Source organism: Amycolatopsis dongchuanensis, assembly GCF_039542405.1.
Taxonomy (GTDB): Bacteria; Actinomycetota; Actinomycetes; order Mycobacteriales; family Pseudonocardiaceae; genus Amycolatopsis_E; species Amycolatopsis_E sacchari.
The window spans coordinates 1-13,305 of sequence record NZ_BAABIB010000072.1 but is presented as its reverse complement, the minus strand read 5'-3'; the positions used below and the strand labels follow the sequence as shown (position 1 = coordinate 13,305).

Annotated in this window: 14 protein-coding genes and 2 pseudogenes; 9 read left to right on the top strand and 7 right to left on the bottom strand. The window is 71.1% G+C overall.

Annotation, left to right across the window (positions count from 1 at the left end; genetic code table 11):
- The first annotated feature begins 385 nt into the window (after positions 1 to 385).
- From ABFX51_RS16250 to ABFX51_RS16230, 5 genes and pseudogenes are all read left to right on the top strand, one after another.
- Positions 386 to 685: a DUF485 domain-containing protein gene (locus ABFX51_RS16250; protein ID WP_425425835.1), complete on the top strand. Its 300-nt coding sequence runs from the start codon at positions 386 to 388 to the stop codon at positions 683 to 685.
- A 4-nt stretch (positions 686 to 689) separates the two neighbouring features.
- A complete protein-coding gene (locus ABFX51_RS16245) occupies positions 690 to 2,288 on the top strand; it encodes a solute symporter family protein (protein ID WP_091510017.1) in 1,599 nt (532 codons plus the stop codon).
- Positions 2,289 to 2,301: 13 nt separating this feature from the next.
- Positions 2,302 to 3,408 (top strand): type III PLP-dependent enzyme, encoded by a 1,107-nt coding sequence (locus ABFX51_RS16240; protein ID WP_091510014.1) that lies wholly within the window; start codon positions 2,302 to 2,304, stop codon positions 3,406 to 3,408.
- A pseudogene (gene speD / locus ABFX51_RS16235) lies at positions 3,308 to 3,739 on the top strand (adenosylmethionine decarboxylase); the annotation flags it as partial. The gene ABFX51_RS16240 and the pseudogene speD, both read left to right, overlap by 101 nt.
- A gap of 21 nt (positions 3,740 to 3,760) precedes the next feature.
- Positions 3,761 to 4,606, top strand: a pseudogene (locus ABFX51_RS16230) (spermidine synthase); the annotation flags it as partial.
- Here the strand turns inward: ABFX51_RS16230 and ABFX51_RS16225 are convergent.
- From ABFX51_RS16225 to ABFX51_RS16215, 3 genes are read right to left on the bottom strand one after another with little or no spacing between them, the layout of a single operon-like run.
- Complete coding sequence (locus tag ABFX51_RS16225; protein WP_091510009.1) at positions 4,572 to 4,916, bottom strand: DUF3817 domain-containing protein; 345 nt, start codon at positions 4,914 to 4,916, stop codon at positions 4,572 to 4,574. The pseudogene ABFX51_RS16230 and the gene ABFX51_RS16225 sit on opposite strands and share 35 nt — an antisense overlap.
- A gap of 11 nt (positions 4,917 to 4,927) precedes the next feature.
- Positions 4,928 to 5,323 (bottom strand): hypothetical protein, encoded by a 396-nt coding sequence (locus ABFX51_RS16220; protein WP_091510006.1) that lies wholly within the window; start codon positions 5,321 to 5,323, stop codon positions 4,928 to 4,930.
- A 26-nt stretch (positions 5,324 to 5,349) separates the two neighbouring features.
- Complete coding sequence (locus ABFX51_RS16215) at positions 5,350 to 6,243, bottom strand: lysozyme family protein (protein ID WP_428832476.1); 894 nt, start codon at positions 6,241 to 6,243, stop codon at positions 5,350 to 5,352.
- Between ABFX51_RS16215 and ABFX51_RS16210 the strand changes: the two genes are divergently transcribed.
- Positions 6,242 to 6,400 carry a hypothetical protein gene (locus ABFX51_RS16210; protein WP_346054137.1) on the top strand — a complete coding sequence of 53 codons (159 nt, stop codon included), beginning with the start codon at positions 6,242 to 6,244 and terminating at the stop codon, positions 6,398 to 6,400. The genes ABFX51_RS16215 and ABFX51_RS16210 overlap by 2 nt on opposite strands.
- Positions 6,401 to 6,471: 71 nt before the next feature.
- Here ABFX51_RS16210 and ABFX51_RS16205 read toward each other — a convergent pair whose 3' ends face one another.
- The 4 genes from ABFX51_RS16205 to ABFX51_RS16190 all read right to left on the bottom strand — a co-directional run bounded on the left by ABFX51_RS16205 (position 6,472) and on the right by ABFX51_RS16190 (position 9,926).
- Positions 6,472 to 6,957 carry a transcriptional regulator gene (locus ABFX51_RS16205; RefSeq protein ID WP_091510003.1) on the bottom strand — a complete coding sequence of 162 codons (486 nt, stop codon included), beginning with the start codon at positions 6,955 to 6,957 and terminating at the stop codon, positions 6,472 to 6,474.
- Positions 6,958 to 7,251: 294 nt separating this feature from the next.
- Positions 7,252 to 7,419 (bottom strand): hypothetical protein, encoded by a 168-nt coding sequence (locus ABFX51_RS16200; protein WP_177228787.1) that lies wholly within the window; start codon positions 7,417 to 7,419, stop codon positions 7,252 to 7,254.
- A 207-nt stretch (positions 7,420 to 7,626) separates the two neighbouring features.
- Positions 7,627 to 8,769 (bottom strand): CaiB/BaiF CoA transferase family protein, encoded by a 1,143-nt coding sequence (locus tag ABFX51_RS16195; protein ID WP_091510001.1) that lies wholly within the window; start codon positions 8,767 to 8,769, stop codon positions 7,627 to 7,629.
- 11 nt (positions 8,770 to 8,780) lie between these two features.
- A complete protein-coding gene (locus tag ABFX51_RS16190) occupies positions 8,781 to 9,926 on the bottom strand; it encodes an acyl-CoA dehydrogenase family protein (protein WP_091509999.1) in 1,146 nt (381 codons plus the stop codon).
- A gap of 70 nt (positions 9,927 to 9,996) precedes the next feature.
- Between ABFX51_RS16190 and ABFX51_RS16185 the strand changes: the two genes are divergently transcribed.
- The 3 genes from ABFX51_RS16185 (at position 9,997) to ABFX51_RS16175 (ending at position 13,186) form a co-directional block, all read left to right on the top strand.
- Positions 9,997 to 10,635, top strand: coding sequence for a TetR/AcrR family transcriptional regulator (locus ABFX51_RS16185; RefSeq protein WP_091509996.1), 639 nt, complete (start codon positions 9,997 to 9,999; stop codon positions 10,633 to 10,635).
- A gap of 118 nt (positions 10,636 to 10,753) precedes the next feature.
- Positions 10,754 to 11,515: a hypothetical protein gene (locus ABFX51_RS16180; RefSeq protein ID WP_091509994.1), complete on the top strand. Its 762-nt coding sequence runs from the start codon at positions 10,754 to 10,756 to the stop codon at positions 11,513 to 11,515.
- Positions 11,516 to 11,581: 66 nt separating this feature from the next.
- Positions 11,582 to 13,186: a succinic semialdehyde dehydrogenase gene (locus ABFX51_RS16175; protein ID WP_091509992.1), complete on the top strand. Its 1,605-nt coding sequence runs from the start codon at positions 11,582 to 11,584 to the stop codon at positions 13,184 to 13,186.
- Positions 13,187 to 13,305: the final 119 nt, after the last annotated feature.

Below are 13,305 nucleotides of genomic sequence, written 5' to 3'. Positions count from 1 at the left end.
GGCAAATCGGACAATAATTCTCCACTTCACGCTCCGAATTGGTGAGCAACTCACCTGTCACTCGATTCGGTGGTGGTAGCGCTTTCTGACTACTAACAGTGAGACCGCCAGCAAGCGCTTTCTGCCGCGGCTAGCCTGAACGGCCCATTCCTCCTGGTGAAAGCACTAATCGGTGCTCACGCAGTGAACCCAGCCTCCCGCAAGAGCCGTAGTAAGCCGTGGCTAGCATGTGCGGCTCAAAGGTTCGCCAGCTCGCTGGGAGGCAGCCATGCAGAACGTCGTCCAGAATCCAGCGACGAGAACCTCCGCCCCGGGCCCCGGTCAGGCGCCGGCGTTGTTCGGGGCAGGCGAAGAGGCCCCACAGCCTCGCCCGCGTGCCACGACCGTGGACTACGAAGCGATCCAGCGGAGTCCGGAGTTCACGACGTTGCGCGGCCGGTTCCGCCGGTTCGCGTTCCCGATGACCCTGCTGTTCATCGCGTGGTACCTCGGGTACGTGCTGCTCGCGGCGTACGCGCACGGCTTCATGAGCACCAAGGTCTACGGCGAGATCAACGTCGCGATCGTGCTGGGCATCCTGCAGTTCGTCTCGACGGCCCTGATCACGATCGCCTATCTGCGGTTCGCCAAGCGCAGGCTCGACCCCCAGGTCGAGGTCGTGCGGCAGCAGGCAGGAGTCCAGTAACCCCATGTTCACCACGTTCGCGGCGGGCAGCAGCCCCGACAGCAGCAACCCGATCCTCAACACCTCGGTGTTCGCGATCTTCGTCGCGATCACGCTGTTCGTCGTGTACCGGGCCAGCAGCGGGAAGTCGTCCCGGGCCGACTACTACGCGGCGAGCAGCGCGTTCACCGGCCGCCAGAACGGCGTCGCGCTGTCCGGTGACTTCCTGTCCGCCGCCTCGTTCCTCGGCATCGCCGGCGCGATCGCCATCAACGGCTACGACGGCTTCCTGTACTCGATCGGCTTCCTCGTCGCCTGGCTGGTCGACCTGCTGCTCGTGGCGGAACTGCTGCGCAACACCGGCCGGTTCACGATGGGCGACGTGCTCAGCTTCCGGATGAAGCAGCGCCCGGTCCGCGCCGCCGCGGCCACGTCGACGCTGGTCATCTCGCTGTTCTACATGCTCGCGCAGATGGCCGGTGCCGGTGCGCTGATCGCGCTGCTGCTCAACGTGCACAGCCGGTTCGGCCAGTCGATCGTGATCGCCGTCGTGGGTCTGGTCATGGTGTTCTACGTGCTGGTCGGCGGCATGAAGGGCACGACGTGGGTGCAGATCATCAAGGCCGCGATCCTGATCCTGTCCGTCGTGCTGATGACGGTGTTCCTGTTCGGCAAGTTCGGCTTCAGCCTGTCGAACCTGCTGTCGCAGGCCGCCTACCACAGCCCGCTGGGCGAGCGGCTGCTCGAACCGGGCGCGCAGTACGGCAAGAGCGGCGTCACGAAGCTGGACTTCCTGTCGCTGGCCGTCGCGCTGATCCTGGGCACGGCGGGCCTGCCCCACGTGCTGATGCGCTTCTACACCGTGCCGAACTCGCACGAGGCGCGCCGCTCGGTGGTGTGGGCGACGGCGTGCGTGTTCGTGTTCTACCTGTGCACGCTGGTCATCGGCTTCGGCGCGACCGCGCTCGTCGGTGCCGACGAGATCAAGGCCGCGCCCGGTGGCGAGAACTCGGCGGCGCCGCTGCTGGCGCTGCACATCGGCGGCACGGTGCTGCTCGGCATCATCGCGGCGGTGGCGTTCGCGACGATCCTCGCCGTGGTCGCCGGCCTGACGATCACCGCTTCGGCGTCCTTCGCGCACGACGTGTACGCGAACATCTTCAAGCGCGGCAAGGCGGACCCGGTGGACGAGGTGCGCGTCGCGCGCCGCGCCGCGCTCGGCATCGGCGTGCTGTCGATCCTCGGCGGCATCCTCGCCAACGGCCAGAACGTCGCGTTCCTGGTGGCGCTGGCGTTCGCCGTCGCCGCGTCGGCGAACCTGTCGACGCTGCTGTACACGCTGTTCTGGAAGCGCTTCAACACCACGGGCACGCTGTGGGGCATGTACGGCGGCCTGATCTGCTCGGTGGTGCTGGTGATCTTCTCGCCGGTCGTGTCCGGCGGGGCGACGTCGATCATCAAGGGCGTGGACTTCCACTGGTTCCCGCTGTCCAACCCCGGCCTGGTGTCGATCCCGTTCTCGTTCCTGTGCGGGTTCGTCGGCACGCTGATCGGCCGCGACAAGGCCGACGAGCGCAAGCAGGCCGAGATGGAGGTCCGGTCGCTGACCGGCATCGGGACCTGACAACCTGGGGAGCGTGAGTTCGGAGAGGATCCGCCGCTTCCTGGCCGGGCAGGCCCCGCCGACGCCCTTCCTGGTCGTCGACACCGCACTGGTCACCGCGCGGGTGCGGGAGTTCGCAGCCGAATTCCCGCACTCGCGCCTGTGCTACGCCGTCAAGGCGAACCCCGAACCCGCCGTGCTGCGGGCCGTGCTGGCCGCGGGCGGCGGGTTCGACGTCGCCGGGCCCGCGGAGATCACCGCCTGCCTGGCGGAGGGTGCCGCGCCGGAGTCCCTGTCGTACGGCAACCCGATCAAGAAGGCCGCGGACATCGCGTTCGCCTTCGAGCACGGGGTGCGCGAGTTCACCACCGACGCCGAGAGCGACCTGCGGCAGATCGCGCGGCACGCCCCCGGTTCCGCGGTCTCGGTCCGGATGCTGGTCGAGACCCCGGCGTCGGCCACCCCGTTCGGCCGCAAGTTCGGCTGCACCCCGGCCGAGGCCGTCGCCCTGCTGCGCCTGGCCACCGACCTCGGGCTGACGCCGGGGCTCGCGTTCCACGTCGGCTCGCAGCAGCCGGACCCGTCGGCGTGGGACACCGGGATCGCGACCGCGGCGAAGGTCGCCGCCGAGGCCGGAATCCCGTTGGCGCACCTGAACATCGGCGGCGGGTTCGGCATCCGCTACCGCGATCCGGTGCCCTCGCTCGCCGAGTACGCGGCGGTCGTGCGCGCCGCGCTCGCGGCCCACTTCCCCACACCCCCACGGCTGGTGCTCGAACCCGGCCGGGCCGTCGTCGCCGAGGCCGGGCTCATCCGCACGGAGGTCGTGCTGGTCGCGTGGCGCGGCGAGCACCGGTGGGTCTACCTCGACATCGGCCGCTACAACGGGCTGGCCGAGACGGAGAACGAGGCCATCCCGTACCGGTTCGAGGACGGCGGCGGTGAGCGGGGGCCGGTGATCCTCGCGGGACCGACGTGCGATGGTGACGACGTGCTCTACCAACACACGCCCTGCGAACTGCCGCTGGCGCTGGCGCCGGGTGACCAGCTCGGCATCCTCGACGCCGGGGCCTACACGGCCAGCTACTCCTCGGTGGCGTTCAACGGGATCGAGCCGCTGCGGACGTACTGCCTTGAGTGAGATCGGCACCTTCTCCGGACGGCACGTGCTCGCCGAACTCGACGGCGTCGAGCCCCGGCTGCTCGACGACCCGGAGTTCCTGCGCGAGGCGCTGCGCACCGCGGTCACCGAGGCCGGTGCGAAGGTGATCGACGTGCTGGCCCACCGGTTCGAGCCGCACGGGGTCACGGTGCTGGCGATGCTGGCCGAGTCCCACGCGTCCGTGCACGCCTACCCCGAGATCGGGGCCGCGTTCGCGGACGTGTTCACCTGCGGCGAACGGGCCGACCCCGAGCTCGCCGTGCGCCTGCTCGCCCGCGCGCTCGGCACGGAATCGGTCCGCACCACCACGGCCCACCGCGGGCACGGCGCGCGGCAGCTCGTCGAGCCGGTCGGGCGCGGGCTCAGCCGGTCGTGGACGGTCGAGGAGGTGCTGTTCGAGACGCGCACCCCGTTCCAGCACGTGCTGATCGGGCGGACCGCGCAGGGCGTCTCGCTGTTCTGCGACGAGGAACGGCAGAGCACGGAGGCCACGCAGCTGACCTACCACGAGGCGCTGATGGTGCCGCCGATGCTGCTCGCGAAGCGGCTGCGGCGGGTGCTGATCATCGGCTCCAGCGAGGGCGTGGCGAGTCGGATCGCGGCCGATGCGGGGGCACTGGTGGACCACGTCGACATCGACCGCGAGGCCGTGCGGGCGTGCGCCGAACACCTGCCCTACGGCTACACGCCCGAGGAACTGGCGGCGGCCGAACGCGGCGACGGGGCCGTGCGGGTGCACTACCGCGACGGCTGGGAGTTCCTCGGCGACTGCGAACCGGGCTACGACGTCGTGGTGATCGACCTGCCGGACGAGAACGACGACCCGGCGGCACAGCACAACCGGCTCTACGGGGCGGAGTTCCTGGCGCGCTGCGCCGCGGTGCTCGCGCCCGGCGGTGTCGTGTCCAGCCAGGCGGGCTGTCCGACGATGTGGCGCAACGACACGCTGATCACCGCGTGGCGGCGGTTCACCGAGGCGTTCGGGACGGTCGTCTACTACGGCTCGGACGAGCACGAGTGGGCGTTCCTGTCCGGCCGCCGCGAACCGGGCGAACCGGACCTGCGCCTAGAGGAGCTGGCCTACCGCCCGGAGACGATCGACGCGACCGCGCTGCGCGGCAACACCGTGCCGCCGCTGCGGGTCAGAGCTTCCGCCCCTCCTGGACGCGGTGCGTGACGGCCCGCTCGGCGACGAACGACAAGAACGGGATGGTGCCGGCGAGCAGCACCAGGATCGTGCCCTTGATCGACCAGCGGGCCTTGAGCGCGAGGTCGACGGCCATCACGAGGTAGACCATGTAGAACACGCCGTGCGTGACGCCCGCCCAGCTCATCATGCCCGGCGAGTCTGCGGCGTACTTGAGGATGAACGCTGCGGTCAGGCACAGCAGCGCGACACCGGTGGCGTAGGCCAGCACCCGGTAGCGCAGCAGCGGTCCCTTCAGGGACACGCTCGCCTTGGCGGTGCCTTCAGTGCTGCTCACCATCTGCGGGTCTCCTAGCGTTCCTCTTGGTCTCGCGCGTGCAGTTCGGCGAGGTAGCGGTTGTAGGCGGCCAGTTCCTCGTCCTCGTCGTCGGTGACGGCCGGGCGCGCGGGCCGCGGCCGGGGCACCTCGGCGACCGGCTTGCGGCCCCACTCCTGGCGGGGCTCAGGCTCGGGCGCGTCGTCGGCGGCCGCGGCCTCCCGGCGCAGCTTGCGGATGCGCAGCACCATGAACGCCGGGAACAGGCCGAACAGCGGCCACTGCAGCACGTAACCCAGGTTCTGGAACGTGCCGCTGGCCGACTCGAAGCGGTTCCACTGCCACCAGGCCAGCCCGCAGCAGACGACGAGGCTGACCAGGCACAGCACGCCGATGGCGATGCGGCGTGGCGTGAGGAACCCGGCTGGCACACCCCGACGCTAGCACTCGCCCCGCTTCACGAGACCTTGACCGCCTGCGCGGCCTTGGCGTAGGAGTCGGCGAGGCCGAAGACCTTCTGCGCGTACTCCACGGAGTTGTTGTAGGACAGGATGCCCTGCCACCAGCCGGCGGCGCTGGACATGTCGCGCCCGCCCGCGCACAGGTACTTCGCCGCGGCCAGCGCGGCGGCGTCGATCTGCTGGGGGTCGTAGCCGCCGCCCCACTTCGCCCACGTGCTGGGGATGAACTGCATCGGCCCGACCGCGCGGTCGTAGTTCGGGTCGCCGTCGAACCGGCCGCCGTCGGTGTCGCCGATCGCGCGCACGCCCGCCGAGCCGTCCAGCGGTACCCCGACGATGGCCTTGGAGGGATAGCCGTTGGCCTGCAGGACCGCTCCGGCGTACTGCCCGTGGTTGGACTCGATGCGCCCGATACCCGCGAGCGTGGCCCAGGACACCCGGCAGGCGGGCTGGCTGTCACGCAGCGCCAGCTCCGCGTTGCCGTACGCGACGAGCGCCCGCGCGGGGATGTTCGTGACCGTCGAAACCTTGTCCGCCCACACCGCGAGCGGCGTCTTGTTGCTCTGGGGCTGCGGCTGCTGCTGGACGGGCTGGGTGTTGGCGACGGGACTACCGGCGACCGTGGCGTTGACGGGAGCGGTCGACCCGGGTTCGACGTCGACCGCGGGCACCGAGAGCGCCGGGATGTCGGTGGTGGTGCGGCCCGCCTCGGGGGTGGTGACCTTGGTGGTGACGAACACCGCCGTCGCGCCCACGGCCAGCACCGCCGCGACGATCCCGAGCCGCCCCAGCGCCGCGAGACCGGACCGCGCCCTTCCGGGCACCGCGGCCGTCTCCTGCTCGGCTTGCTCAGTGCCCAAGAATCCTGCCTCCCGCAACGGTGTTCGCATGACCACCAACGACCATACGGACACCTACGTTACGGGCGTGTATTCGACCTTGTTGCGGCGGCGTAGCCGCTTTACCACCCGAGCAACCGGCACCGCCGCGGGTTCTGAGGCGGTTCCTCGCGAGGACAGCGCCGACGTGGTGACCTGGCGGTCATGAGGAGGCGATCCCGGAACGAGGGGCCGCCTCAGGTTCCGCTACCCGCACCGGTCGGCAGGCCGAATCCAGAACTAACCGGCCTTCTGCTGGCGGGCGAGGCGGGCGACGCACCAGGCCGGGGCGCTGCCGCGGCGGAGGTGCTGCAGGACGGTCATCGGGCCGAGGCGGCGGCTGAGGTCGCCCGGCGTGAGGCCCGCGGCGCGGTAGTCGAGCGCGCGCTGGTCCAGCGGGCTGATCCCCGCGTCCCACCACCGCTCGGCCTCGCTGACGTCACCGATCATCTGCCACCAGCCCGCGGCGGCGACGAGCAGTTCGTGCGGCACCCCGGGCAGCCGGGCGCGCATCGCGTCGAGGTAGTCGGGGTCGGCGGACTCGACCTGCGCCCAGCCACGGGCACCGGAACGCGCGCGCTGACCGGGGATCCCTGGCGGCTGCTGCTGTGGGACGTCGGCGAGCCAGGCGGACGTGATGCGGTCGATCTCCTGCTCCTCCGGCGTCTTCTCCCGCTCGGCCGCCCACTGGGCGATAACCGCATCAACCCCGGGATCTCCGGTCATCCCTGCCTCCTCGTGCCCCAACCGACAAGCCTGACTGAAACCGCGATATCGAGCGATGGAGCGTGCCAGAACGCGCTGGTCACGCAATGTGAGCACCGTAGAGCCAATTCCGGCCTGGACGCCAGACCCTTTTCCCCGGGAATCCGGCGACCAGGGCGTTAATCCTCTTGATCCACCCGGATGGTCGAACGACCCCGCCCAAACGCCGGGAATGGTGACTTTCCGTGATCTCGAAACACGCGGACACGGCAGTGGGCCCGATGCCGTCCGGCACCGGGCGAACCGCTGATGGGGTCAGGAGAACAGGGTCCGCACGAAGGTCACGATCGCCTCCGCGCCGTCCCGCAGCCAGCCGAGCACGTTCTGCACGACCTCCGCGGACTGGGTGGGCCTGCTGATCAGGAAGAACAACACGAACGCGACGACGGCGACGATGACGATCTTCTTGGTGTTCGCCGACATACGCTCCATCCGATCGGTTCGCGGGGGCCGCTCCGGCGGCCACGCCCGGACACCCCGCCATCCTGCCCGGCGACAAGGCTTTACGACAGGCTTTCACCCTGTCGGCGGCCACCGCTGACTCTCCGTGTCCATTGCAGCGTAAATCGCGCGGCCGCGCCACCCCCGCCGACATGCCGGGGAGACCGGCTCCGGTCTCCCCGGCATCGGTCACGCGATGACGGCGGACGCGCGGAGGGAGTCCAGCGTGGGGGCGTCGTACCCGAGTTCGGCGAGCACCTCGGCGGTGTCGGCGCCCTTCTCGTGCGGCGGCTCCGGAACGTCCGGCGGGGTCCGGTCGAACCGCGGCGCCGGAGCGGGCTGGACCACGCCGCCGATGTCGACGAACGTGCCGCGGGCCGCGTTGTGCGGGTGCTCCGCCGCTTCCCACGGGCTGAGCACGGGCGTCAGGCAGGCGTCCGTGCCCTCGGCCCTCGCGACGAGCTCGTCCCGCGTGTGCTTGCCGATCGCCTCCGCGAGGATCTCCCGCAGCCGCGGCCATTCCGCCGGGTTCACGTGCACCGGGAGGTCCTCGTCCGCCAGGTCCAGCACCTTCACGAGGTCCGCCCAGAACCGCATCTCGATCGCGCCGACAGCCACGTACTTGCCGTCCGCCGTCTCGTACGTGTCGTAGAACGGTGCGCCGCCGTCGAGGAAGTTCGTACCCCGCTCCCCCGGCCACATCCCCGCCGCCCGCATGCCGTGCAGCTGCGTGGTGAGCAGCGCGGCGCCGTCGACCATCGCCGCGTCCACCACCTGCCCGCGCCCGGACCCGGTCCGCTCGTGCAGCGCCGCCAGGATCCCGAGCGCGAGCAGCATCCCGCCGCCGGCGAAGTCGGCCAGCAGGTTGAGCGGCGGCACGGGACGTTCGCCGGCGCGCCCGACGGGTTCGAGCGCACCGGCGATCCCGGCGTAGTTGATGTCGTGCCCGGCCGCCGTCGCCAGCGGACCGTCCTGGCCCCAGCCGGTCAGCCGCCCGTAGACGACGCGCGGGTTGCGGGCGTGCACGTCCTCCGGCCCGAGGCCCATGCGCTCGGCGACGCCGGGCCGGAAGCCCTCGATGAACACGTCCGCCCGCTCGGCCAGCCGCAGCACGACTTCGACGCCCTCGGGCCGTTTCGTGTCGACGCCGATGGTGCGGCGCCCGCGCATCAGCGGGTCACCGGCGATCCCGAGCACGTCGGCACCCGGTTTCGCGCGGTCCACGCGCACCACGTCGGCACCGAGGTCGGCGAGCAGGGTCGCGGCGAACGGCGCCGGCGCGAGCCCGGCCAGCTCGACGACCCGCAGCCCCCGCAGGGGACCTGACTTCACAGCAGTCCTCCTCAGAGCGTGCGGGAGATGATTTCCTTCATGATCTCGCTGGTGCCACCGAAGATCCGGTTGATCCGGACGTCGGTCCAGGCGCGCGCGATCGGGTACTCGGTCATGTAGCCGTAGCCCCCGAACAGCTGCAGGCAGTCGTCGACGACCTTGTTCACGCGCTCGGTGGTCCACAGCTTCGCCATCGCCGCGCCCTGCACGTCCAGCTCGCCCCGCAGGTGCCGCTCGATGCACTGGTCGAGGAAGGCCCGCGCGACGACCGCTTCGGTGGCGGCCTCGGCCAGCGTGAACTTCGTGTTCTGGAAGTTGAAGATCGGGCGGCCGAACGCGGTGCGGTCCTTGGTGTAGGCGATGGTCTGGTCGATCGCCGCCTCCATGCCCGCCACCGCCGTGACGGCGATGATCAGCCGTTCCTGCGGCAGCTGCTGCATCATCTGGATGAAGCCCTGCCCCTCCTCGCCGAGGAGGTTGGCCGCGGGCACCCGCACGTCGTCGAAGAACAGCTCGGCGGTGTCCTGGCCCTTGAGCCCCACCTTGTCCAGCACCCGGCCGCGCCGGAACCCCGGGGTGTCGGTGGGCACGCCGATGAGCGAGACGCCCTGCGCCCCGGCGTCCGGGTCGGTCTTCACCGCGAGCACCACGAGGTCGGCCAGCCCGCCGTTGGTGATGAACGTCTTGGCGCCGTTGATGACGTAGTAGTCCCCGTCGCGGACGGCACGGGTCTTGATGCCCTGCAGGTCCGAGCCGGTGCCCGGTTCGGTCATGCCGATGGCGCCCACCATCTCGCCGCTGGCGAACTTGGGCAGCCACTCGCGCTTCTTCTCCTCGGAGGCGTAGGCGAGGATGTAGTGCGCGACGATCCCGTTGTGCACGGTGACGCCCCACGCGCTGTCGCCGGAGCGGGCCTGCTCCTCGTAGAGGATCGCCTCGTGCGCGAAGGTGCCGCCACCGCCGCCGTACTCCTCGGGGATCGACAGGGCGAGCAGGCCCACGTCACCCGCCTTGTTCCACAGCTCGCGCTCGACCTGCTTCTGGGCGCTCCAGCGCTCCTGGTTGGGCGCGAGCTCCTTCTGGCAGAACGTCCTGGCGAGCTCCCGGACGTCGTCCAGCCCCTCGGCCCAGGCGCTCTTCGCGGGTGGCAGTGGCACGGCGCGGCCTCCTAGAAAACATTACGCGTGGAAGGTAAGTTCTGATCGGAATGTACATCCGGGAGGCACCGTGGTCGAGCCCCGAGGACACCGAACGCAGGCGCAGCGGCGCGAGCAGACCCGCACGGCCCTGCTCGACGCGACGATCGACTGCCTCGTCGAGCTCGGCTACGCGCGGACGTCGATGCAGGAGATCTGTTCGCGGGCCGGGGTGTCGAAAGGCGCCGCGCAGCACCACTTCGCGGACAAGGCGGAGCTGATGGCGGCGGCCGTGGCACACCTGACGACCAAGCGGATGGCCGCGCTCACCGAGTCCCTCGAAGCGCTGCCCGGCGGGCTCGACGCGATCCCCGCGGCGGTGGACCTGCTGTGGGAGGGGTATTCGGGCGCGCTCGCCACGGCGTCGACCGAGCTGTGGATAGCCGCGCGCACGGATCCGGCACTGCGCGAAGCGATCCGGCCGGTCGACCGGGCGCTCGGGCGGACCGCGTTGCGGCGCGTGCGGTCGATCGTCGGGGACCTGCCCGCCGAGCAGGTGGAGACCCTGTTCTGGCTGACGGTGAACCTGGCGCGCGGGCTGGCGCTGGACGCCGAGCTGGGCGGGGCGCCGGCACGGCGCAAGCAGCTGCTGGAGGAGTGGAAGCGGATCGCGGTAGGGCACGCGGGCCGGCCCGGCCCTCACTCGGGCCGGCCCGCGACACAGGGGTGACGACGCGGACTGGTGCGGATGACGCGGTTCGCTTGACCCGTTCGGGTGCGGAAATGGTCTGTACCTCGGCGGGTTTTCGACGCTCCAGCTGAGGCCCTGACGCTGGTACGTTGTTCAAATGGCGCGTTTTCCCCGCATCTTCGGCGCTGTGCTCACGCTCGCTTCCGCCGGCCTGTTGCTGGTGAGCAGCTTCCTGCCGCTCGTGCGCCTGGTGCAGTCCGTCAACGGGGTCCCGCTGCTGCAGATGGACCGGACGGGCTGGGGCCAGGTCCTGGCTCCCGGTCCGGGAGAACCGACGATCAGCGACGACGGGAAGATCCACTCGCCGCTCTACGGCATCCCGGTGCTGGTGGTCGCCGTGGGGCTGGTCCTCGCGGGAGTTCTCGCCCTGCGGGTGGGGCGCCGGGCGGCTCTCGCGGTGTCCGCCGCGGTGGCGGGGGCGGTCGTCGTGGCGCTGATGCTCGGGATGGAAATCGAATCGGCGCTGAACTTCAACGACGCCCAGCCCGCCGAGCCGAGCACCGGCAACCTCTCGGTCTACAGCATCCAACCGGGTTTCTGGTTCGTCGTGGCCGCCGCGGCGACGGCCCTCGCGGCGGCGGCCGTGCTCCTGCCCCACCGCCGGCGGGTGGAGACCGAGGCGGACGACGAGGGTGACGAGGTCCAGGTGTCGATGTTGTCCGCGGACCCGGAGCCCGGCCCGTCCGAGGGGCCGACGGCCGCTCCCGAGAGGGGCTGGCCCAGCGCCCCGGAGGCAACCCCACCGGTACCGCAAGGCGCCGCCCCGGAACCGAGCCCGCCACGGGTTACCGGCGCCCGGTGGCCGGCGCCGGGAGCCTCCGCGCTCGACGGCGAGGACGACCTCCCCGCCGCGAGGTAACACTGGTTTCGCATACCGCCGGTATGGTGTACTCGTCAGTAACGTAGCTGCGCCACCGGAGGGGCCATGACGAGCACTGCCGCGACCACGGGCCACGAACCAGGCAAACCGACCACGGTCGGCGGAGTCGTCGGAGCACCGTCCGCCGCGCGTGCCGCCCAGCTGGCCCGCCGCGCGGCCGGTGGCCAGGACTCGGCACCCGTCGAGATCACCGCGCCGTTCACCGGGCTCGTCACGGCCACCCTGCCGCAGGCCACCGACCCCGACGTGCGCAAGGTGTTCGGCGAGGCGCGGGAGGCACAGCGGTCGTGGGCGGCGCGCCCGGTGCGTGAGCGGCAGCAGGTGCTGACGCGGCTGCACCGCCTGATCCTGGACCGGCAGGACGAGATCCTCGACCTGGTCCAGCTGGAGGCCGGCAAGGCGCGCCTCGACGCGTTCGACGAGGTCGCCTCGACGGCGCTCGTCGCGGGCTACTACGGGAAGCACAGTGCCCGCATCCTCGGTGACCGGCGGGTCGCCGGGGTGCTGCCGCTGCTCACCAAGGCCGGGGAGTTGCGGCACCCCAAGGGAGTCGTCGGGGTGATCTCCCCGTGGAACTACCCGCTCGCGCTCACCTCGATGGACGTCCTGCCCGCGCTGGTCGCCGGGAACGCGGTGGTGCAGAAGCCCGACAACCAGACGGCGTTGTCCGCGTTGTGGCTGCACGAGCTCGCCGAGGAGGCGGGGCTGCCCGCGGGCGTGTGGCGGATCGTGCTGGGCCGCGGCTCGCAGATCGGTGACGCGCTCGTGGAGGAGTCGGACTACCTGTGCTTCACCGGCTCCACCCCGACGGGCAAGGAACTGGCGGCGAAGGTCGCGCGGCGGCTGACGGGGTACTCGCTGGAGCTGGGCGGCAAGAACCCGATGATCGTGCTGCCGGACGCGCCCGTCGCCAAGGCCGCCGCCGGTGCCGTGACGGCGTGTTTCTCCTCCGCCGGGCAGCTGTGCGTGTCGGTGGAGCGGATCTACGTGCACGAGAGCATCCGCGAGGAGTTCACGCGCGCGTTCGTCGCGAAGACCGAAGCGCTGCGGCTGGGCGGCGAGCTCGGCTACGGCGCGGACATGGGTTCGCTGACGTCGGAAAGCCAGCTCGCCACGATCTCCGCGCACGTGGAGGACGCGCGGCAGAAGGGCGCGACGGTGCTGACGGGCGGGCGTCCCCGGCCGGACCTCGGGCCGTTGTTCTACGAGCCGACCGTGCTGACCGATGTGCCCGAGACCGCGGAGCTGTTCGCGGGCGAGACGTTCGGGCCGGTGGTGTCGATCTACGGCTACACCGACATCGAGGACGCGATCGAGCGCGCCAACGACACGACGTACGGGCTGAACGCCAGCATCTGGACGGGCAACCAGGCCGCGGGCTGGGCGGTGGCCTCGCGCATCAAGGCCGGGACGGTGAACGTCAACGAGGGCTACTCGGCGACTTTCGGTTCCGTCGCGCTGCCGATGGGCGGCATGAAGGAGTCCGGCTACGGGCGGCGCAACGGCGCCGAGGGCCTGCTGAAGTACACGGAATCCCAGTCGATCGCGGTGCAACGCGGCCTGCGGCTGCGCCCGCCGCGCCTGGTGCCGCCGAAGCTGTGGACCGGCGGGATGACCGCGGGGCTGCGCCTGCTCCGCCGCATCCGCTGACGGCGGGGGTTCGCTGGGGGTGGGGTGGTCGCCGCGGGCCGCCGTCGCGGCGGTGCGGCGGTGGCGGCGCGGGCTCGGGCAGCGGCGGCGCGACCTCGCGCGACTGCGGCAGGCACCAT

Excerpts from the sequence above, each read along its gene's own strand:
- ABFX51_RS16245 (WP_091510017.1), top strand. The coding sequence starts at position 690 with ATGTTCACCACGTTCGCGGCGGGCAGCAGCCCCGACAGCAGCAACCCG.
- ABFX51_RS16225 (WP_091510009.1), bottom strand. The coding sequence starts at position 4,916 with ATGGTGAGCAGCACTGAAGGCACCGCCAAGGCGAGCGTGTCCCTGAAG.
- ABFX51_RS16210 (WP_346054137.1), top strand. The coding sequence starts at position 6,242 with ATGACCACCAACGACCATACGGACACCTACGTTACGGGCGTGTATTCG.
- ABFX51_RS16215 (WP_428832476.1), bottom strand. The coding sequence starts at position 6,243 with ATGCGAACACCGTTGCGGGAGGCAGGATTCTTGGGCACTGAGCAAGCC.
- ABFX51_RS16205 (WP_091510003.1), bottom strand. The coding sequence starts at position 6,957 with ATGACCGGAGATCCCGGGGTTGATGCGGTTATCGCCCAGTGGGCGGCC.
- ABFX51_RS16200 (WP_177228787.1), bottom strand. The coding sequence starts at position 7,419 with ATGTCGGCGAACACCAAGAAGATCGTCATCGTCGCCGTCGTCGCGTTC.
- ABFX51_RS16180 (WP_091509994.1), top strand. The coding sequence starts at position 10,754 with ATGGCGCGTTTTCCCCGCATCTTCGGCGCTGTGCTCACGCTCGCTTCC.
- ABFX51_RS16175 (WP_091509992.1), top strand. The coding sequence starts at position 11,582 with ATGACGAGCACTGCCGCGACCACGGGCCACGAACCAGGCAAACCGACC.